The 18,849-nt window shown below is 65.4% G+C and carries 16 protein-coding genes; 4 read left to right on the forward strand and 12 right to left on the reverse strand.

Annotation, left to right across the window (positions count from 1 at the left end):
* Positions 1-60 precede the first annotated feature (60 nt).
* The 8 genes from nirD to AB5Y70_RS02845 form a co-directional block, all read right to left on the reverse strand.
* Positions 61-378 carry a nitrite reductase small subunit NirD gene (gene nirD / locus AB5Y70_RS02810; RefSeq protein ID WP_029314869.1) on the reverse strand — a complete coding sequence of 106 codons (318 nt, stop codon included), beginning with the start codon at positions 376-378 and terminating at the stop codon, positions 61-63.
* Between the two features lie 100 nt (positions 379-478).
* Positions 479-3,025, reverse strand: coding sequence for a nitrite reductase large subunit NirB (gene nirB, locus AB5Y70_RS02815; protein ID WP_042864761.1), 2,547 nt, complete (start codon positions 3,023-3,025; stop codon positions 479-481).
* Positions 3,026-3,321: 296 nt separating this feature from the next.
* On the reverse strand, positions 3,322-4,410 hold the full coding sequence (locus AB5Y70_RS02820) for an ABC transporter permease (RefSeq protein WP_102948952.1): 1,089 nt from the start codon (positions 4,408-4,410) through the stop codon (positions 3,322-3,324).
* A 3-nt stretch (positions 4,411-4,413) separates the two neighbouring features.
* Positions 4,414-5,523 carry an ABC transporter permease gene (locus tag AB5Y70_RS02825; protein ID WP_102948951.1) on the reverse strand — a complete coding sequence of 370 codons (1,110 nt, stop codon included), beginning with the start codon at positions 5,521-5,523 and terminating at the stop codon, positions 4,414-4,416.
* Positions 5,520-7,289 carry an ATP-binding cassette domain-containing protein gene (locus tag AB5Y70_RS02830; RefSeq protein WP_102948950.1) on the reverse strand — a complete coding sequence of 590 codons (1,770 nt, stop codon included), beginning with the start codon at positions 7,287-7,289 and terminating at the stop codon, positions 5,520-5,522. The genes AB5Y70_RS02825 and AB5Y70_RS02830 overlap by 4 nt, the downstream gene beginning before the upstream one ends.
* On the reverse strand, positions 7,286-8,254 hold the full coding sequence (hlyD, locus tag AB5Y70_RS02835) for a secretion protein HlyD (protein WP_102948949.1): 969 nt from the start codon (positions 8,252-8,254) through the stop codon (positions 7,286-7,288). Before hlyD ends, AB5Y70_RS02830 begins: the two co-directional genes overlap by 4 nt.
* A complete protein-coding gene (locus AB5Y70_RS02840) occupies positions 8,251-8,892 on the reverse strand; it encodes a TetR/AcrR family transcriptional regulator (protein WP_102948948.1) in 642 nt (213 codons plus the stop codon). Before AB5Y70_RS02840 ends, hlyD begins: the two co-directional genes overlap by 4 nt.
* 272 nt (positions 8,893-9,164) lie before the next feature.
* The gene (locus AB5Y70_RS02845) at positions 9,165-10,085 is read right to left on the reverse strand and encodes a LysR family transcriptional regulator (protein ID WP_042016461.1); all 921 of its coding nucleotides are present in this window, start codon (positions 10,083-10,085) and stop codon (positions 9,165-9,167) included.
* Positions 10,086-10,253: 168 nt separating this feature from the next.
* On the opposite strand from AB5Y70_RS02845, the gene AB5Y70_RS02850 reads away from it, so the two are divergent.
* The gene (locus tag AB5Y70_RS02850) at positions 10,254-11,678 is read left to right on the forward strand and encodes an MFS transporter (protein WP_103261661.1); all 1,425 of its coding nucleotides are present in this window, start codon (positions 10,254-10,256) and stop codon (positions 11,676-11,678) included.
* Positions 11,679-11,766: 88 nt separating this feature from the next.
* On the opposite strand, the gene hslU is transcribed toward AB5Y70_RS02850, so the two are convergent.
* The 4 genes from hslU to argS all read right to left on the reverse strand — a co-directional run bounded on the left by hslU (position 11,767) and on the right by argS (position 16,508).
* Positions 11,767-13,095 (reverse strand): HslU--HslV peptidase ATPase subunit, encoded by a 1,329-nt coding sequence (gene hslU / locus AB5Y70_RS02855; protein ID WP_010676031.1) that lies wholly within the window; start codon positions 13,093-13,095, stop codon positions 11,767-11,769.
* A 95-nt stretch (positions 13,096-13,190) separates the two neighbouring features.
* A complete protein-coding gene (gene hslV, locus AB5Y70_RS02860) occupies positions 13,191-13,724 on the reverse strand; it encodes an ATP-dependent protease subunit HslV (RefSeq protein WP_005306539.1) in 534 nt (177 codons plus the stop codon).
* Positions 13,725-13,910: 186 nt separating this feature from the next.
* A complete protein-coding gene (locus tag AB5Y70_RS02865; RefSeq protein ID WP_102948946.1) occupies positions 13,911-14,759 on the reverse strand; it encodes an SPOR domain-containing protein in 849 nt (282 codons plus the stop codon).
* 3 nt (positions 14,760-14,762) lie between these two features.
* Complete coding sequence (argS, locus tag AB5Y70_RS02870) at positions 14,763-16,508, reverse strand: arginine--tRNA ligase (RefSeq protein WP_102948945.1); 1,746 nt, start codon at positions 16,506-16,508, stop codon at positions 14,763-14,765.
* Positions 16,509-16,822: 314 nt separating this feature from the next.
* Here argS and AB5Y70_RS02875 point away from each other — a divergent pair, with 314 nt between their 5' ends.
* The 3 genes from AB5Y70_RS02875 to AB5Y70_RS02885 all read left to right on the forward strand — a co-directional run bounded on the left by AB5Y70_RS02875 (position 16,823) and on the right by AB5Y70_RS02885 (position 18,741).
* Positions 16,823-17,389: an LON peptidase substrate-binding domain-containing protein gene (locus tag AB5Y70_RS02875; protein ID WP_010676027.1), complete on the forward strand. Its 567-nt coding sequence runs from the start codon at positions 16,823-16,825 to the stop codon at positions 17,387-17,389.
* A gap of 124 nt (positions 17,390-17,513) precedes the next feature.
* Complete coding sequence (locus tag AB5Y70_RS02880) at positions 17,514-18,083, forward strand: sigma-70 family RNA polymerase sigma factor (protein WP_162624086.1); 570 nt, start codon at positions 17,514-17,516, stop codon at positions 18,081-18,083.
* Positions 18,076-18,741: a ChrR family anti-sigma-E factor gene (locus AB5Y70_RS02885; RefSeq protein WP_043153968.1), complete on the forward strand. Its 666-nt coding sequence runs from the start codon at positions 18,076-18,078 to the stop codon at positions 18,739-18,741. The genes AB5Y70_RS02880 and AB5Y70_RS02885 overlap by 8 nt, the downstream gene beginning before the upstream one ends.
* Positions 18,742-18,849: the final 108 nt, after the last annotated feature.

The raw sequence follows: 18,849 nt of genomic DNA on the forward strand, positions 1-18,849 counted from the left end.
AGGGGGAGGGGCTTTTTGCTCCCTCCCCTGTGAAGGGGAGGGCCGGGGTGGGGTCTGGTGTTAGACGGCGACCCAGACCTGCTGGTCGCGCACTTCAACGGGGTAGCTCTGCACCGACATCTCAGGGTTGTCGAAACAGTGGCCGTCGCTCAGGCGAAAGCGCTGCTTCTTGAGCGGGCTGGCCACCCAGAGCTCGCCGTCGTGTTCGCAAATCAGGCCCCGCGACAGCACGTTGGCGGCGAAGAAGGGATCCCGGTTGTCGATGGCGAACACCTCGGCCGCCGCGCTCGGGCGGAACAGAGCGATCTGACGACCCTCGATCAGAGCGCAGACGCCGGTGCCCGGCAGGATGTCGTTGAGTTGGCAGGCAAGTTTCATCGCTTAATCTCCACCTCAAGTTGGATGGACTGGCTATCGAGCTGGGCGCAAACGTCCATGCAGCCCGACAGGATGTTGTTGAGTTGGCAGGCAAATTTCATCATTTGGTTTCCACCTCGATCTGGTAGACGGGGATGCGCTCGGCCGGGGTCGCCGGTCGATGCTGGTCGCGTTCGCTGACGAACTGAACGTCCGGATCGCGCTTGTCGCTGTTGATGAAGTGGCTGAAACGCTTGAGCGCTTCCTCTTCGTTGAGGGTGCGCGACCATTCGCACTCGTAGCTGTCGATGAGGGTCTGGATATCGCGTTCCAGCGTCTCGGCCAGTCCCAGCTTGTCATCGACGATCACCTCGCGCAGGTAGTCGACGCCCCCTTCCAGGTTGCCGAGCCAGACCGAGGTGCGCTGCAGTTTGTCGGCGCTGGTGACGTAGAACATCATGAAACGGTCGATCAGCTTGATGAGGGTCTCTCGGTCGAGGTCAGACGCCAGCAGGTCGGCGTGGCGCGGCTTCATGCCGCCGTTGCCACCCACATAGAGGTTCCAGCCCGCGTCGGTGGCGATGATGCCGACATCCTTGCCCTGGGCCTCCGCACACTCGCGGGTGCAGCCGGAGACGCCGAACTTCATCTTGTGGGGGGTGCGAATGCCCTTGTAGCGGTTCTCGAGGAAGACCCCGAGGCCGACGCTGTCCTGTACGCCGAAGCGGCACCAGGTGCTGCCGACGCAGGTCTTGGCCATGCGCAGCGCCTTGGCGTAGGCCTGACCGGTCTCGAATCCGGCCGCCAGCAGCTTGCGCCAGATGGCGGGCAGATCATCCTTCTGGGCTCCGAACAGACCGATGCGCTGGGCGCCGGTGATCTTGGTGTAGAGCTTGTAGTCGCGGGCCACTTCGGCCACTGCCAGCAGCCCTTCCGGGGTCACTTCGCCGCCGGCCATGCGCGGGATGACGGAGTAGCTGCCGTCTTTTTGCATGTTGCCGAGGAAGATGTCGTTGGTGTCCTGCAACGGGATGTTGCGCGGGCTCAGCACATGCTCGTTCCAGCAGGAGGCGAGGATGGAGCCGACGGTCGGTTTGCACACCTCGCAGCCATAGCCCTGACCGTGCTTGGCCAGCAGCTCGTCGAAGCTCTTGATCCCCTCCACCTTGACCAGATGGAACAGCTCTTGACGGGAGTGGGGGAAGTGGGCGCAGAGGTGGTTGTTGACCTCGATGCCCTGCTTCACCAGTTCGGCGTTGAGCACCTGACTGATGAGCGGCACGCAGCCGCCGCAGCCGGTACCGGCCTTGGTGTGCTGCTTGATGGCGGCCAGCGTGGTGTGACCTTCGGCCACCGCCTTGGCGATGTCGCCCTTGGAGACGTCGAAGCAGGAGCAGATCTGGGCGCTCTCCGGCAGGGCATCCACCCCCAGCGTCGGCTTGGCACCTGCGTAGGCAGGCAGGATCAGGGTGTCCGGGTGGCTCGGCAGCGGCAGGGCATTGAGCATCATCTGCAGCAGGTTGCCGTAATCTTCCACGTCACCCACCAGCACGGCGCCGAGCAATCGGCTGTTGTCCTCGCTCACCACGATCTTCTTGTAGACGCCGGCCTGATCGTCCTGGAACACATAGCTGTGGCTGCCCGGGGTGCGGCCGTGAGCATCGCCGATGGAGCCGACGGAGACGCCGAGCAGCTTGAGCTTGGCGCTCATGTCTGCCCCCTCAAAACGGCTGTCGCCGCCGAGCAGGTGGTCGACGGTGATCTGGGCCATCTTGTAGCCCGGTGCCACCAGCCCGAAGAAGCGGCCCTGCCAGGCGGCGCACTCGCCGATGGCATAGATGTCGGGGTCTGAGGTGAGGCAGTGATCGTCGATGACGATGCCGCCGCGCTCGGCGATGGCGAGATCACCGTAACGGCCGAGGGTATCTTGCGGGCGAATGCCGGTGGAGAAGACCACCACGTCCACTTCCAGCTGGCTGCCATCGGCAAAGGCGAGGCGGTGTTTCGCCTGCTCACCGCCATGCATCAGGATCTCGCTGGTGCTCTTGCTGGTGTGTACCTGCACGCCCATGGATTCAATCTTGCGGCGCAGCAGCTGGCCGCCCTGACCGTCGAGCTGCTCGGCCATCAGCACAGGGGCAAATTCCACCACGTGGGTTTCGAGACCCAGCGCCTTGAGGGCGCCGGCGGCTTCGAGGCCAAGCAGGCCGCCCCCGATCACCACCCCGCTCTTGCCGCTCTTGGCGGCGCTGCGGATGGCTTTCAGATCCTCGATGGTGCGATAGACGAAGCACTCGTGGTGCTGGCTGCCCGCAATGGGCGGCACCCAGGGGTAGGAGCCGGTGGCCAGCACCAGCTTGTCGTACCCGACCACAGTGCCCTTGTTGGAGTGCACTTCGCGGTTGGCCCTGTCGATTTTTTTCACCGCTTCGCCGAGCAGCAGGCGGATGCCGTGCTTGTCGTAGAAGCCGGGTTTGACGAGGGAGAGATCTTCGCTGGTGTGATGGGAGAAGTAGGAGGAGAGATGGACGCGATCGTAGGCGGGACGGGGTTCTGCACCGAAGACGGTGATCTCGTAGCGGCCCGGATCGGCCCGCTCGATCAGCTCTTCAATGAAGCGGTGCCCCACCATGCCGTTGCCCACAACGACCAGTCTGACTTTGCTCATAGTTGCCTCAAGTTTGGAGTAATAAAACATCATTCTGGGGCTAGGCTACCCAGTCGGCAGGGGTGGGCGATTGATGCAAATCAAGTGTCTATTTATATATCTCCTCAGGGGTAATTCGAGAAAATTCAACACTATACAAAAATAGGTATACCAGTTAATGATTTCTGGGCTGGCTCGGGGTGAGGGATGGTGGAGGGAAAGCTCGGTTTACCAACTGCCGGGGAGTGAAAACTTATGTCGGAAAAAGGCCGGTCTCGCACTGGGCGAGACCGGCATCAGCTGAACAAGGTGGCGCGTCAGGCGATATGGCGGCGGAACATGGCGAGCGCCAGCGACAGGGTGACGCCGGCGATGGCGAGCAGCGGCCAGAGCAGGGGCCAGGCGGCCGACCAGTCGAACCCCTTGAGGAAGACCCCCTTGAGCAGCACGATGAAGTGGGTGAGGGGGTCGATGGCCGCCAGCCACTGGAACACCTGGGGCATGTTCTCCACCGGCGAGATGTAGCCCGAGAGGATCACCGCCGGGACGGTGAAGGAGAAGACCCCGAGAAAGGCCTGCTGCTGGGTCGAGCAGAACGACGAGATGAAGAGCCCGATCCCGGCCAGTGCCAGCCCGTAGCAGACCATGCCCGCCATCAGCAGGCTGAGGCTGCCGGCAAAGGGGAGGTGAAAGACAAAACGGGCGGCCAGCGCGACTATGCACCCTTGCCCCACCGCCACCATGATGCCGGGCACCGCCTTGCCCGCCATGATCCAGCCTGCGGTGAGGGGAGAGACCAGCAGCTGATCGAAGGTGCCTTCTTCCCGCTCCCGCGCGACCGAGAGGGCGGTGACAATCAGGCAGCCGGTGGTGGTGATGATGGCCACCAGCGCCGGCAGGATATGCCAGTGGAATTCGACGTTGGGGTTGTAGAGGTTGCGGACTGCCAGCTCGGGTTGCCCCTTGCCCTCACTTTGCCAGCGGGCGATCACCTGACTGATGTAGCCAGCCGCCACCTGACCGCCGTTGGAGCGGCGGCCATCGATAATCAGCTGCACCCTGGCCGGTTCGCCCCGCGCCAGCCGACGCGAGAAATCCCCCGGAATAATCAGCCCGAGCAGTGCCTGCTGCCCGGTGATGGCCTCGGTCATGCCCGCCTCGCCCTGCACCGGGATGATGGTGGTAAAGGCGGGCATATGGGTGAGGCGCTCCAGCAGCTCGCGGCTCTGGGCCCCGCCATCCTGGTTGTAGATGGCCAGCGTGTTGCCGGTCACCTCCAGAGTGGCGGCGAACGGGAAGAGGGCGGTTTGCAGCAGCACCGGCATGATGAGCAGAAAGCGCCCCTGGGTATTGCCCATCAGGGCCTGCAGCTCTTTTCGGATCAGCCACCAGAGTCGGATCAGCATGGGTTACTCCAGAGTGCGCCGCGTCTTGCGGGCGGTCAGGGCCAGCCAGAAACCGGCCAGCAGCAGCAGACAGAAACCGTTGACCAGCAGGATCGAGAAGACGCTACCCGCCTGATAGAGGGTCTGCAGGGAGCTGGCGAAGTAGCGGGCCGGAATGAGGTGAGTGATGGCCCGCAGCAGCGGCGGCATGCTGGCGATTTCGAACACGAAGCCCGACAGCATCACCGCGGGCAGAAACGCGGCGATCAGCGCTGCCTGCGCGGCGTTGAACTGGCTGCGCATCACGGTGGAGAGGAACAGCCCGAGCCCGAGGGCGCTGCCGAGAAAGACGCTGGTGACCAGAAAGAGCAGCAGCAGGGAGCCGCGCCACGGCACGCCCATCACCGCCACCGAGAAGAGCAGGCAGAGCAGCATGGCGATGATGCCGAGGCCATAGTAGGGCAACAGCTTGGAGAGCAGCAGCTCCCCCTTGGTGACCGGGGTGGCGAGCAGCGCCTCCATGGTGCCGCGCTCCCACTCCCGCGCCACCACCAGCGAGGTGAGCAGGGCCCCTATGATGGTCATTACCACCGCAATGGAGCCCGGCACCAGAAAGTTGCGGCTCACCAGTGCCGGGTTGAACCAGGCGCGGCTCTCTATCGACACCGGCATGGCGACCCCCTCGCCAGCGAGCCACCCCTGCCAGATCCCCTGCACATAGTTGGTGACGAAGTTGGCGGTGTTGGGCTCGGAGCCATCGGTCAGCAGCAGTGCCTGCGGCGTACCATTGCCCTGACCGGCCATGGCGCGGGAGAAGCCGTCATCGATCACCAGCAGGCCGCGGATCTCGCCACGGGCCAGACTGGCGAGCAGGGACTCCTTGCTCGGCCCGCTGTGGATCTCCAGCGCGGTAGAGCCGCGCAGGGCCTGTTCCAGCCGCACCGCCGGGGCACCGCTGTCGGCCCGCCAGATGCCGAGGCGCAGGTGGTCCACATCCAGATTGATGGCGTAACCCATCACCACCAGCAGTACCACCGGCATGATGAAGGCGATGAGGATGCTGCTCGGGTCACGGACGATTTGCAGCGTCTCCTTGCGGCAGAGGGCCAGCAGTCGCCGACGGTTGATGCTCATGCGTCCTCCTCGCTGGCCCGCTCGACCAGGGTGATAAAGGCCTCTTCCATTGTTGGCAAAGAACAGGTCGGCAAGGAGCCGGTTGGCAAAGAGGTCGCCGCCTCTTTGGCGGCCAGCCCCTTGAGATCGTCCGGGGTGCCGAGCGCCAGCAGCTTGCCGCGATAGATGAGGGCAATGCGGTCGCAATACTCCGCCTCATCCATAAAGTGGGTGGTGACCAGCACGGTGACGCCGTGGTCGGCCAGCGCGTTGATGTGCGACCAGAACTCGCGCCGGGTCACCGGATCGACCCCGGAGGTGGGCTCGTCGAGGAACAGCAGCGGCGGCTCGTGCAGCAGGGCGCAGGCCAGCGACAAGCGCTGGCGCAGGCCGAGGGGCAGGGATTCCGCCTTCTGATCGAGCCAGGGGGCGAGGGCAAAGGCAGTCACCATGGCGTCGATCCGCGTCTGCTGGTGGCGGCCGAACAGGCCGTAGATACCGGCGAAGAAGGAGAGGTTCTGGGCCACGGTAAGCTGCTTGTAGAGGGAGAACTTCTGCGCCATGTAGCCGAGGCGCTGGCGCGCTGCCGAGGGGCTGTGAGCCAGATCGATACCGGTTACCAGCGCCTGTCCCTCGCTCGGGCGCAGCAGGCCGCACTCCATCTTGAAGGTGGTGGACTTGCCCGCCCCGTTGGGGCCGAGCAGGCCGAAGATCTCGCCGCGGCGCACCGCAAAGCTGACATCATCGGTGGCGGCAAAATCGCCGAAGCGCTTGGTGAGGTGGCGCGCCTCGATCACCGCCTCGGGGGAGACCCCCTGCGGCAGTTCGGCTTCCCGCATCCCGGCTGCCAGACTCGACTCCCCGCCGGGGCTGCCCCCCAGCAGGTCGATAAAGGCATCCTCCAGCCGGGGCTGGGCCGGTTGAAAGGCGCCGTTGGTCAGTTGCAGCTCCGCCAGCGGTGGGGGCATCATGCCCGGGTGCAGCAGCAGGCGAACCCGCTCCCCCGCCACCGCACCATCCATCACCGACGGGTGAGCCAGTGCCCGGCGCAGCAGGGCGCGTCGCTCGCGGCCATCCAGCTGCCCCGCCTCCAGCAGCCAGCAGCGGCTGGCCATGGCCCCCATCAGATCGGCTGGCGTGCCGCTGGTGCGCACCTCGCCATCTGCCATCAGCAGCACGTGGTCGCACAGCTCCGCCTCATCGAGATAGGCGGTACTCCAGAGCACCGTCATCCCCCCTTTTGCCAGCTCGCGCACCATCTGCCAGAGGGCGCGGCGAGAGATGGGATCGACCCCGACCCCCGGCTCGTCGAGCAGCAGCACATCCGGGGTGCCGAGCAGGGCGCAGGCCAGCCCGAGCTTCTGTTTCATCCCGCCAGAGAGCTTGCCTGCCGGCCTTGCGGTGAAGCGGGCGAGATCGGTGAAGGCGAGCAGCCGCGCGAAGGTGGGCGTGCGTTCGGGCTCCAGTACGCCGCGCAAGTCAGCGTAGAGGGTGAGGTTCTCCAGCACGCTGAGATCCTCGTAGAGGCCGAACTGCTGGGGCATGTAGCCGAGGTGCTGGCGCAGCAGGTCTCCCTCGCTCACCGGATCCAGCCCCAGCACCCGGATGGTGCCCGCTTCGGGGATCAGCAGACCGGCCAGCAGGCGCAGCAAAGTGCTCTTGCCCGCGCCGTCGGGGCCGACCAGTCCGGTGATGCCGCCAGCCGGAATGGCGGCCGAGATGGCGTTGAGGGCGACCCGCTCGCCAAAGCGTTTGGTGAGCCCCTCAAGGGAGATGGCGCAGCTCATGGGGCCAGCCTGACGGTGACCGGCATCCCCTGTCGCAGGGCCGGGTCGGGATCCTGCACCACGATGCGCAGCCGGTAGACGAGGTGGGTGCGAAGATCCGGCGTTTCCACCGATTTCGGAGTGAACTCGGCGGTGGGCGAGACAAATCCCACTACTCCGTGATAGGGCTTGTCCGGCCGCGAGTCGGTGGTGAGGGTCACCTTGGCGCCGCTCGGGAAGTGGCCGAGCCAGGGCTCCTCCACATAGGCGCGCACCCAGACCGGCGCGGTCAGGGAGAGGTTGAAGGCGGTCGCTCCGCTCTGCACCATGCTGCCGTTCTCGATGGCGCGGCTGATGATGATGCCGTCGCTGGGGGCGGTCAGGCTGGCATCCGCCAGCGCCAGCTCGGCACTGGCGAGCGCCGCTTTGGCCCCTTCCAGCTGGGCATCGGACTGGGCAATCTCTTCCGGGCGATAGCCGGTTTCGAGCTGGGCGAGCTGCTCGCGTGCCGAGCGTACCTGCGCCTGGGTCTGATCCCGCTGGGAGCGGGCGGTATCGAGCTGACCGCGGGAGATGGCGCCGGTGGCGGCCAATGCGCTCTGGCGGCGCCACTGCTGGTCGGCCTCCAGCGCGGCGGCTTCGGCGGCGGCCAGTGCGGCCCGGGCCCGGTCGGTCTCTTCGCTGCGATAGCCTTTGTGGATCAAGGCGTTGGCGGCAGTGAGCGCAGCCAGATTGGCCAAGGCGCTGTCGCGGCTGTGGGTGAGGGGAGCCGGATCGAGGCGGGCCAGCAGTTGACCGGCTTTTACGCTATCTCCCTCATCGACCTGCACCTGATCGACGCGGCCGCCGACCCGAAAGGCCAGATTGACGTCGCGAATATCGACGTTGCCGTAGAGGATGGATCCGTCGGCGGGGCGCCCCTGCCACCAGAGGTAGCCACCGATAACGGTTAGCAGCAGGGCCACGATTGCAATGCGTTGCTTCATACCGCTTCTCCTTCTTTCATGTCGGTGGGGCGCAGGCCGCGCAGGGCCCATACCAGCCGTTGTCTGGCGGCCTCGGGGTTGTCTATCTGGCTGAGAAAGGGGGCGGCCTCTTCGGGCAGCCAGCCGAGCTGACGACCGCTGCCGGCGATGACCAGCGGCAGGCCGACCGACCCCATGATGAAGATCATCAGCTGGAGCGGGTGACCCGCGACCAGCGACCCTTCCGCCTGTGCCATCCGTACCTGCTCGATCAGCAGCAGGGGATGACGGCGCGGCAGGCTGAGCAGAAAGCGCTGGGCCGCCCCTTCACCTGCCAGCGCATCGCCAAACAGGTGGTTGATAAAGCCGCGCTGGCGCGCCACCAGCCCGATCAGCGCCTCCATGGTCGCCTCGAACATGGCGATGGCAGAGGAGTAGGAGCCTTTGGCTGCCACCGATTTGAGCTCGTCATAGAGGGGGGCGTACCAGAGCTCCACCAACTCGTCGATAAAGGCGTCGCGGTTGCCGAAGTGGTAGACGAAGGAGCCGAGGTTCACCTCGGCCGCCGCCGCCAGCTCGCGCACCGTCAGGCCGCGCAGCCCTTTCTCGGTGGCGATGGCGAGGCCGGTATCGAGCAGTTTCTGACGGGTGGGGTGCATCTGGCTGGCGCTCCTGGTGTATGCATTTTGTACGCAATTATACGACCGTATAAAAAATGCGGAAGCGGGCAGCAGGATCTTTTTGCCCGCAATGTGATCCGCCCCGCTCTGAGGGGCCGTGATCCCCGTCCGGCAGGGGGAAGGATCCACCGCTTGTGCCCAAGCCACAGGCATGTCGGTGTGACGGGGTGGTGACAGGCGCTTCTGGTCCCGGGTGCGGGCGCCCGGGCCACAAGGGGCCTGTGATGGAGCCGGGCGCTGCCTGACCCGGATCAGGGGGTGTCGGTGGCCCCGGTGTGATAGGGGGGCCGGGCGCAGGTGTCCCGTATCAGGGCGCGCAGCCAGCGGTGGCCCGGATCGGCATCCTGACTGGGGTGCCAGAGCAGGGCGACCCGGATCCCTGGCAGAGCGAAGGGCAGGGGCAGGGTGACCAGATCGCCGAGCAGGCTGGCGCAGTGCAGGTGCGGCACCGTCGCCACCAGATTGCTCTCCCTGACCAGGGCCAGTGCCGTTGCAAACCCGGGAACCAGGGTGGTGATGGTGCGCCGCCTCCCCTGGCCTGCGAGAATTTCGTCGATGGGGCTGTGAGGCTGGCCCCGGCGGGAGACCAGCACGTGGCGCGCGGCGGCATAGCGCGCCACGGTCAGGGTGCCGTCGCAGAGGGGGTGGTCCGGGTGCACCACGGCGACGAAGTGGTCCTGGAACAGGGCCTGGGTGCGCAGCTCGGGGGCCGTGGTGGTGCCGATGACCCCGGTCTCGAAGTCCAGCTCGCCACGGCGCAGGGGGCCGCTCTCCTTGTCGGGTTTGGCCAGAAAGTGCAGCCGCACCCCGGGGGCCTCGACGGCGAGGCGCGCCAGCAGGGCGGGGCCTACCGCCTCCACGAAGCCGTCGCTGGATCGCAGGCGGAAGGTGCGCTCCAGGCTCGCCGGGTCTACTTCCTGCTGGGGGCGCAGCACGGCCCGGGTCTCCTGAACAAGGCGGGCGACCTCATCCCGCAGGATCTGCGCCCGGGGGGTGGGGATCAGGCCGCGTCCCGCCCGCACCAGCAGCGGATCCCCCGTGGTCTCCCGCAGCCTTGCCAGGGCCCGGCTCATGGCGGAAGCACTCAGGCCTAGCCGTCTGGCGGCGCCCGCCACACTGCCCTCTTCCAGCAGGGCATCCAGGGTGATCAGCAGGTTGAAATCCGGGGTCATGGTCGTCTCCTCGCAGGCGGCGCCTGACGGGCCGACCCCTTCATGATACCCGAGTTGCCGTCTCTTCATATGGCGTCTGATGCAACTATAAGCTGCAATCCGTGCGTCTTCCGCCTTGTCATCTCCCCCGCTAGCCTGAGTGCATCATCACTTGCCGGAGAGACTGCCATGTCCACACCACTTCTTGTTTCCCCTCCCGTGACGCGCCGTCTTGGTCTCGCGGGGCTCGGGCTCGCCACCCTGCTGCCCATGCTGGCGGGCAGCATGGCCAACCTGGTGCTGCCTGCCCTGGGGCGGGACTTCGGCGTGCCCTTCGCCAGCCTGCAATGGGTGCTGGTGGCCTACCTGCTTGGGATCACCAGTCTGACGGTGGTGGCGGGCAGGCTCGGGGATCGTCTGGGGCGGCGTCGCCTGCTGCTCTGGGGGACCGGGGTCTTTGCGCTGGCTTCCCTGCTGTGCGCCCTGGCCCCTTCCATTGGCTGGCTCATTGCCGCTCGCACCCTGCAAGGGGCGGGTGCGGCCTGCATGCTGGTGCTCTCGCTGGCCATGGCAGGAGAGCTGGTGCCGCCAGCCCGACGGGGCTGGAGCATGGGATTGCTCGGCACCCTGTCGGCCTGCGGGACGGCGCTCGGCCCCTCCTTTGGCGGCCTGTTGATCGGCGGATTTGGCTGGCAGGCTCCCTTCCTGCTGCTGCTCCCCCTGACGTTGCTGGCGCTGGGGTGTGCCTGGCGCGATCTGCCCCGGGATGAGGCGGGCTCTGCCGAGGGAGGCCTCCCGCTCACCAGTCTGTTGCTGCTGGTGACGGCGCTGCTCTGCTACGGGCTGGCACTGACCCGGGGCAGCCCGCTCGGGGTCTGGCCGGGGATTGGGGCGCTCGTCGCCATGGTGCTCTTCGTGCGTGCCGACTCGGGCGCCCGTCGCCCCTTGCTGCCCCTGGCGCTGCTGGGGGCGTCCAGGCGAAGAGGCGGGATCATCGCCAGTGCGCTGGTGGCCAGCGTCATGGTGGCGACGCTGCTGATCGGTCCTTTCTACCTTCACGGCGCCTTTGCCCTCGACATGGGGACGGTGGGGCTGATGATCTCCATGGGCCCCCTGCTGGCGGCGCTGTCCGGCATGCCCGCTGGCTGGCTGGTGGACAGGGTGGGGGCGACCCCTGTGGTGCGCCTCGGCCTGGGGCTCATGGTGGTGGCCGCCGTCTTGCTGGCCTTGCTGGACAGGGCGCTCGGGCCCCTCGGCTACCTGCTGCCCATCCTGCTGCTCACCGCCGGTTATGCCCTGTTCCAGACCGCCAACAACAGCGCCGTGGTGGGGGAGGCGGAGGGGGCGAGCCGTGGCGCCGTGGCCGGGCTGCTGACCCTGTCGCGCAACCTGGGCCAGCTGACGGGGGCGGCGGGGCTGGGGGGCCTGTTCGCCGCCCTGGTAGGGCGGCCCGATCTCGCCCTCGCGACGGCGGACGAGCTGGCGTTTGCCACCCGGGCCACTTTCGCCCTGACGGCCTTGCTGCTGATGAGTGCGCTCTGGCTGGCGGGAAGGGGGGAGCGTGCCGTGCAGGATGACGCGGCCCGGGACGGCTGCGAGTCGGGAGAACGCTGAAAACGAAGACGCCTCCACAGGGGAGGCGTCTTGCTATGGGATTGAGCAGGATAGTAAACCGCTCAGCTCCTCGTTATCGATCAACCTGTTACAGAATGAAGCGGCTCAGATCCTCGTCTTCAATCAGCTTGCCGAGGTGGGCGTTGACGTAGTCGGTGTTGATGACGAAGGTCTCGCCGGATTTCTCGGAGGCGTCGTAGGAGATGTCTTCCATCAGGCGCTCCATCACGGTGTGCAGACGGCGGGCGCCGATGTTCTCGGTGCGCTCGTTGACCTGCCAGGCCGCTTCGGCCAGACGGCGGATGCCATCCTGGGTGAACTCGATGTTGACCCCTTCGGTGGCCATCAGCGCCTTGTACTGATCGGTCAGGGAGGCGTTCGGCTCGGTCAGGATGCGCTCGAAGTCTTCGGTGGTCAGGGCGGTCAGCTCGACCCGGATCGGCAGACGGCCCTGCAGCTCGGGGATGAGGTCGGACGGCTTGGCGATCTGGAAGGCACCGGAGGCGACAAACAGGATGTGATCGGTCTTGACCATGCCGTGCTTGGTGTTGACGGTGCAGCCCTCGACCAGCGGCAGCAGGTCGCGCTGAACCCCTTCACGGGAAACGTCCGGGCCCGAGCTCTCGCCGCGCTTGCAGATCTTGTCGATCTCGTCGAGGAAGACGATGCCGTTATTCTCGACGGAGGCGATGGCCTTCTGCTTCAGCTCTTCCGGGTTGACCAGGCGGGCCGCTTCCTCTTCGATCAGCGCCTTCATGGCCTCCTTGACCTTGATCTTGCGCTTCTTCTTCTGGTTCTGGCCCAGGTTCTGGAACAGCCCCTGCAGCTGGTTGGCCATCTCTTCCATGCCCGGCGGGGTCATGATTTCGACACCCATGGGGGAGGCGGCCAGATCCAGCTCGATCTCCTTGTCATCCAGCTGACCTTCCCGCAGTTTCTTGCGGAAGATCTGGCGGGTGTTGGAGTTGTCGGCTTTCTCTTCCTCACCCCAGCTGTTGCGCGGGTTGGGCAGCAGGGCGTCGAGGATGCGCTCTTCGGCGGCTTCCTCGGCGCGGTATTTCATCTTCTCCATCTCGGTCTCGCGCACCAGCTTGATGGCGACATCGGTCAGATCGCGGATGATGCTGTCCACTTCCTTGCCCACATAGCCCACTTCGGTGAACTTGGTCGCTTCCACCTTGATGAAGGGGGCGTTGGCCAGCTTGGCCAGGCGACGGGCGATCTCGGTCTTGCCGACGCCGGTCGGGCCGATCATCAGGATGTTCTTCGGGGTCACCTCGTGGCGCATCTCCTCGGAGAGCTGCATCCGGCGCCAGCGGTTGCGCAGGGCGACGGCGACCGCGCGCTTGGCGTCGGCCTGACCAATGATGTGTCTGTCCAGCTCGTGGACGATTTCTCTCGGGGTCATCTCGGACATGATGGCGTTCCTGTATCCGGGGCGGGCAGGGCCCACCCCTTGGAAAATGGGGCGTCTGGCAAGGCGGCCTTATTTGGCGGCCCTATTTCGCCGACTTATTTAGCTGAATAATCCAGCACTTCGATGGTGTGGTTGCCGTTGGTGAAGACGCAGATGTCGCCCGCAATCTTGAGGGACTTCTCGACAATGCTCTTGGCGTCGAGCTCGGTGTTCTCCAGCAGGGCGATGGCGGCGGACTGGGCAAAGTTGCCGCCGCTGCCGATGGCGATGAGATCGTGCTCCGGCTGCACCACGTCACCGTTGCCGGTGATGATGAAGGATTTGTGCTCGTCGGCGACGGCCAGCAGGGCTTCGAGGCGGCGCAGGGCGCGATCGGTGCGCCAGTCCTTGGCCAGCGCCACGGCGGCGCGCTCCAGGTTGCCCTGATGGGCCTGCAGTTTGGCTTCGAAGCGCTCGAGCAGGGTGAAGGCGTCGGCGGTGCCGCCGGCGAAACCAGCCAGTACCTTGCCGTTGTAGAGGCGATGAACCTTGCGGGCGTTGCCCTTCATGACGGTGTTGCCAAGAGAAACCTGGCCATCGCCACCGATGACGACCTGACCGTTGCGGCGAACTGAAACTATGGTAGTCACTTTACTTACCTCGCTTGAGCCGAATGACGGCCTGACTGTGCATGGAGGAAAAGATGGGGATGGCAAAACGGCTTTTCAAGCCTGTGCCGAGCACGGATCGCGGGGGAGGGATCGGGTGGGCGCGGGATGGTGCCAAAAGAAACAGGGCCGGGTGTTGCCACCCGGCCCTGTGCATGGACGCGGCGATCACCCCTTCTTGGGGATGCAGCCGCTGATGCCCGAGCCCTGCAGCTTGCGGTTGGCCGCGTCGGCCGCGGCCTTGCCGTTGAAGGGGCCCACCATCACCTTGTAGACGGCGCCACCGGCCCCGTTGACCACCTGCAGGCTGGAGGAGAGCCCGGCGGTGAAGGCGATGCGCGCCTTGAGGGATTCCGCGGAATCCTGGGAGCGCAGGGCGGCACACTGCATCATGTAGCGACCGCCGTCGACGGCTGCGGTCTGTGCAGTCTGGGTCGCCGCCTTGGCCCTGGCGGCCTCGGCACGCTCCCGCTCCAGTTCGGCGCGGATCTCCCGTTCCATCCGCTCACGCTCGGCCTTCTGGTCGATCACCTGCTCCCGGGCGCTGGCGACCGGGGCGCCGGTGGCCGGCTTGGTCGGCTGCACCGGTTGCGGCTGATAGGGCTTCACCTGACCGATGGGGGTCCCCGGCTGGGGAATGTCGGTCGCGACCGGCTTGGGCAGCTTATCCGGTTGCAGGGTCATGGTCTCGGCGGGCGGGGGCGGCAGCACGCCAGGCTGGGGCGGCGGCTCTATGATGTCCACCTGCTTGTTCTCCAGCCGCTCGATGTAGCTCCACTTCTCCTGGGGCAGGGTATTGCCCTGTGCCTTGGGTTTGTTGGCCTTCACCTGCTCTTCGATGGTGGGGGCATCGGCGCCCTTGCCGTTGATGAGGTAGAGGAAGGCGCCAAAACCGACGACCAGGGCCCCGGCCAGCAGTGCCGGGATAACAGGAAAGCGGCGAGGGGCCGCTTTCTTGATGTTACGGCCACCCGCCCGTCGTCTCGGGCTGTTGCCGACGTAATCCCGGGTCGCCATCTATTACATGCGCTCCAGGGTGTGGATGCCCAGCACGCCCAGGCCCAGCTTGAGCACCTTGGCGGTGGCGGCGCACAGCAGCAGACGGCTGTTGCGGGTGGCTTCGTCGACGCCATCCTTGTTGATCGGGCAGGCTTCGTAGAAGGTCATGAAGTTGCCGGAGAGCTCGTACAGATAGGTACAGAGCAGGTGCGGCATCCCCTTGTCCGCCACGCCGTTGACCGCGTCGGAGAACTGGATCAGCTTCTGGGCCAGGGTCTCTTCGGCGTCTTCGCTCAGGACCACCTTGCCGCTCAGGGTATCGGCATCGACGCCGGCCTTGCGGAAGATGGACTGGATACGGGTGTAGGCGTATTGCAGGTAGGGGGCGGTGTTGCCTTCAAACGACAGCATCAGATCCCAGTCGAAGATGTAGTCGGTGGTGCGGTTCTTGGAGAGATCCGCATACTTGACCGCGCCCATGGCGATGGCGTGCACCACCTGGGCCTTCTCTTCGGCAGAGAGGTCGCTGTTGCGGCTCTCCAGCAGGGCGCTGGCGCGCTCTTCCGCTTCGTTCAGCAGGTCAACCAGCTTGACGGTGCCGCCGGAGCGGGTCTTGTAGGGACGGCCGTCCTTGCCCAGCATCATGCCGAAGGCGTGGTGCTCGAGGGGCACGGACTCCGGCACATAGCCCGCCTTGCGGGTGATGGTCCAGGCCTGCATCAGGTGCTGGTGCTGACGGGAGTCGATGAAGTACATGACCCGGTCGGCGCCCAGGTTCTCGTAACGGTATTTGGCGCAGGCGATGTCGGTGGTGGTGTAGAGGAAACCGCCGTCGCTCTTCTGGATGATGACGCCCATGGGCTCGCCATCCTTGTTCTTGAACTCGTCCAGGAAGACCACGGTGGCCCCTTCGCTCTCGACTGCCAGCCCCTTGGCTTTCAGGTCGGCAACGATCTGCGGCAGCATGTCGTTGTACATGGACTCGCCCATGATGTCCTTGTTGGACAGGGAGATGTTCAGACGGTCGTAGTTGCGCTGGTTCTGCTCCATGGTCATGTCGACCAGCTTCTTCCACATGGTGCGGCAGTACTCATCGCCACCTTGCAGTTTCACCACGTAGTTGCGGGCGCGCTCGGCGAAGGCTTCGTCTTCGTCATAGTGACGCTTGGCCTGGGTGTAGAAGGCTTCCAGGTCCTTGAGCTCCATGTCGGAGGCGTGCTCGTTGGCCATCTTCTCCAGATAGGCGATCAGCATGCCGAACTGGGTGCCCCAGTCGCCGATGTGGTTGGCACGCACCACCTTGTGGCCCAGGAATTCGAGGGCGCGGGCGGCCACGTCACCGAGCACGGTGGAGCGGATGTGGTGCACCGCCATCTCCTTGGCCACGTTGGGGGCGGAGTAGTCCACCACCACGGTCTGCGGCGCCGGCAGCTTCACGTTGGCGTTGTCGGAGGTCACCATGGCTTCCACCTGACCGGCCAGCCAGCTCGGGTCGAAGAAGAAGTTGATGAAGCCGGGGCCGGCGATCTCGACCTTGGCGATCAGATCGGAGGCGGGCAGGTGCTCGATGATGGCAGCGGCCAGCTCGCGGGGATTCTTGCGGGCCGGTTTGGCCAGCAGCATGGCCAGGTTGGTGGCCAGGTCGCCGTGAGCCTTCTCCTTGCATCGGTCTACTTGCACCCGGGCTTCCAGGTCGGCGGGCAGGACGCCTGCGGACTTGAGATTGGCTACCGTTTGTTCAAGTAGATGATGAATATGCTCTTTCATAACTGACCACCGAGGTTGCGCGTCGAAAAGTGACTGACTGGATAAGGGCGTGAATTTTACCCGCATCGGGCCGAGAAAACTATAGGAACGGCCCGCACCCGTAGGTGTGGCGGATATTTCACTGCGTTTTCCACCACATTGCAGGATATTGATTTGGATAAGTGGTGGTTATCCATTTCTACTGCATAACGAAACGGCTTGTCCAGGCTATTTTCCCCTGATTATGACAGGGTTATTTATACCGATTCGATCTGAATGATCCCGCTTCCCGTGGCGGTCGTATCCTTTGAGGACGCCGTTGGAGGATGATTCCCATGACACTGGTACTGTTTCCACTCTCCGCTCACCTGCTGCCGGGCGGCATCATGCCGCTGCGCATCTTCGAGCCCAGATACCAGCGCATGATCGCCGAGTCCCGGGAGCGGGAGTTCGCGCTCTGCATGCTGGACCCCCGCCAGCCCGACGCGCTGCGCAACATGTACCCCATCGCCACCCGGGTGCGCATCATCGATTTCGATCTGCTGCCCGATGGTTTGCTCGGCATCACGGTGCTCGGGGTGGAGCGGGTGCGTATCACGGATCTCTGGCAGGAAGAGGACGGTCTGCGGGTCGGCGAGGTGGAGCCCCTGCCCCCCTGGCAGAGCGGCAGGCTCCAGGCGGATCAGCACTCCCTGGCCAAGGCGTTGCAGGACGTGTTCAACGACTATCCGGAGTATGCGGCCCTCTATCCGGAGCCGGACTGGGAGGATGCGAGCTGGGTCGCCCAGCGCTGGCTGGAGGTGCTGCCCATCCCGGTGGAGCAAAAACAGTGGCTGGTGGCGGCCAAGGACAACCAGCCCACTCTCTCCCTGCTGAGCGGTCTGCTGGTCGCGAGCCATTGAATTCCCCTTCCCGGTGATCCTTTTTCCTCGCCCACCGTATTGGGGGTGAACACCACACGCGAGGGATGGCGCAATGGCATATACTGGCCAACCACAATCGGCTCCACGCAGGACATCGCCCCCCATGGACAACCCAGACGGCGACCTCACATCTTTGCTGGTCCGGGTGGCCGAGCGTGCCGACAAGGCTGCCTTCGCCACTCTTTTCCACCACTTCGCGCCGCGCATCCGCAGCTACGGGCTGCGCCACCTCGGCAGCGAGGCCAACGCCATGGAACTGGTGCAGGAGACCATGCTGCTGGTCTGGCAGAAGGCACGGCTCTATCACCCCGACAAGGGCGCCGCCACCACCTGGATCTACACAGTGATGCGCAACCAGAGCTTTGACATGCTGCGCCGCCGCCGCGTCAGCAAGGAGGAGCTCTGCGCCGAGGAGATCTGGCCGCTGCTGGAATTCCGGGCCGAAGAGGAGCACCTGAGCGGCGGTGAAGACGCGGTGCTGACCCGCCAGATGGCCCACTATGTCGCCACGCTGCCGGAGCCGCAGCAGCAGGTGGTGCGCGGCATCTACCTGCAGGAGCTCTCCCAGCAGGAGCTGGCCGACCGGCTCGGCGTGCCCCTTGGCACCATCAAGTCCCGGCTGCGGCTGGCACTACAGAAACTGAAGGAACAAGTGGAGCAAGGCCATGATTAAGACCCATCCGACTGAACCCATGCTGCGCGCCTTCGCTGCCGACGAGCTGCCTCTGCCGCTGGCCGTCGGTGTCTCCGCCCATTGCGAGTTCTGCCCCGAGTGCGCCGCCCGGGTGAAGCAATTTGAAGAGGCGCTGGCGTGCCAGCATCTCGCCCCTGACGCGCCGGACGAGGCGCTGCCCGCCGGATTCGATGCCATGCTGGCGGGCATACTGCAACAGCCGGTGGCGACGGAGGCGGCGCTCGCCCTTCCCGAGAGCCCGAGGCCAGAGCTCAGGGTGGCGGGTCACAGTTACCGGCTGCCGCGGGCATTGGCACGGCATCATGCCCCCAGGTGGCGTCATCTCGGGGCCATCCGCCAGGTCAGCCTGCCCCTGGACGAGATGGGGGCGCGGGCCAACCTGCTCCACATCGAGGCGGGGGGTCGGATCCCCGAGCACACCCACAAGGGATATGAGCTGACCCTGCTGCTGGCGGGCACCATCGAGGATGGCGACACCCGCTATCAGGCGGGGGATTTCATCTGGCGCGACGCCAGCCACGCCCACAGCCCCCGAACCCCGGACGGCTGCCTCTGCTACACGGTGCAAGATGCCCCCGTGCAGTTCACCAAGGGGCTGTCACGGCTGCTCAACGGCATCAGCCAGCACCTCTATTGAGTTGGGATCACGGCTGCTCGGCGATAGCGGGCTGCCGCGCGACTGAGGCGGTATCATGGCATGAAAAAAGGGACCCTCGGGTCCCTTTTGTGTTGCTTGGGGGCAAAG

Origin of the sequence: Aeromonas sp. s1(2024) (assembly GCF_040908005.1) — a bacterium.
GTDB classification, from domain to species: Bacteria; Pseudomonadota; Gammaproteobacteria; order Enterobacterales; family Aeromonadaceae; genus Aeromonas; species Aeromonas caviae.

Bases quoted from the DNA above. Each gene is read 5' to 3' on its own strand.
- nirD (WP_029314869.1), bottom strand. From the start codon at position 378: ATGAAACTTGCCTGCCAACTCAACGACATCCTGCCGGGCACCGGCGTC.
- nirB (WP_042864761.1), bottom strand. From the start codon at position 3,025: ATGAGCAAAGTCAGACTGGTCGTTGTGGGCAACGGCATGGTGGGGCAC.
- AB5Y70_RS02820 (WP_102948952.1), bottom strand. From the start codon at position 4,410: ATGCTGATCCGACTCTGGTGGCTGATCCGAAAAGAGCTGCAGGCCCTG.
- AB5Y70_RS02825 (WP_102948951.1), bottom strand. From the start codon at position 5,523: ATGAGCATCAACCGTCGGCGACTGCTGGCCCTCTGCCGCAAGGAGACG.
- AB5Y70_RS02830 (WP_102948950.1), bottom strand. From the start codon at position 7,289: ATGAGCTGCGCCATCTCCCTTGAGGGGCTCACCAAACGCTTTGGCGAG.
- hlyD (WP_102948949.1), bottom strand. From the start codon at position 8,254: ATGAAGCAACGCATTGCAATCGTGGCCCTGCTGCTAACCGTTATCGGT.
- AB5Y70_RS02840 (WP_102948948.1), bottom strand. From the start codon at position 8,892: ATGCACCCCACCCGTCAGAAACTGCTCGATACCGGCCTCGCCATCGCC.
- AB5Y70_RS02845 (WP_042016461.1), bottom strand. From the start codon at position 10,085: ATGACCCCGGATTTCAACCTGCTGATCACCCTGGATGCCCTGCTGGAA.
- AB5Y70_RS02850 (WP_103261661.1), top strand. From the start codon at position 10,254: ATGTCCACACCACTTCTTGTTTCCCCTCCCGTGACGCGCCGTCTTGGT.
- hslU (WP_010676031.1), bottom strand. From the start codon at position 13,095: ATGTCCGAGATGACCCCGAGAGAAATCGTCCACGAGCTGGACAGACAC.
- AB5Y70_RS02865 (WP_102948946.1), bottom strand. From the start codon at position 14,759: ATGGCGACCCGGGATTACGTCGGCAACAGCCCGAGACGACGGGCGGGT.
- argS (WP_102948945.1), bottom strand. From the start codon at position 16,508: ATGAAAGAGCATATTCATCATCTACTTGAACAAACGGTAGCCAATCTC.
- AB5Y70_RS02875 (WP_010676027.1), top strand. From the start codon at position 16,823: ATGACACTGGTACTGTTTCCACTCTCCGCTCACCTGCTGCCGGGCGGC.
- AB5Y70_RS02880 (WP_162624086.1), top strand. From the start codon at position 17,514: ATGGACAACCCAGACGGCGACCTCACATCTTTGCTGGTCCGGGTGGCC.
- AB5Y70_RS02885 (WP_043153968.1), top strand. From the start codon at position 18,076: ATGATTAAGACCCATCCGACTGAACCCATGCTGCGCGCCTTCGCTGCC.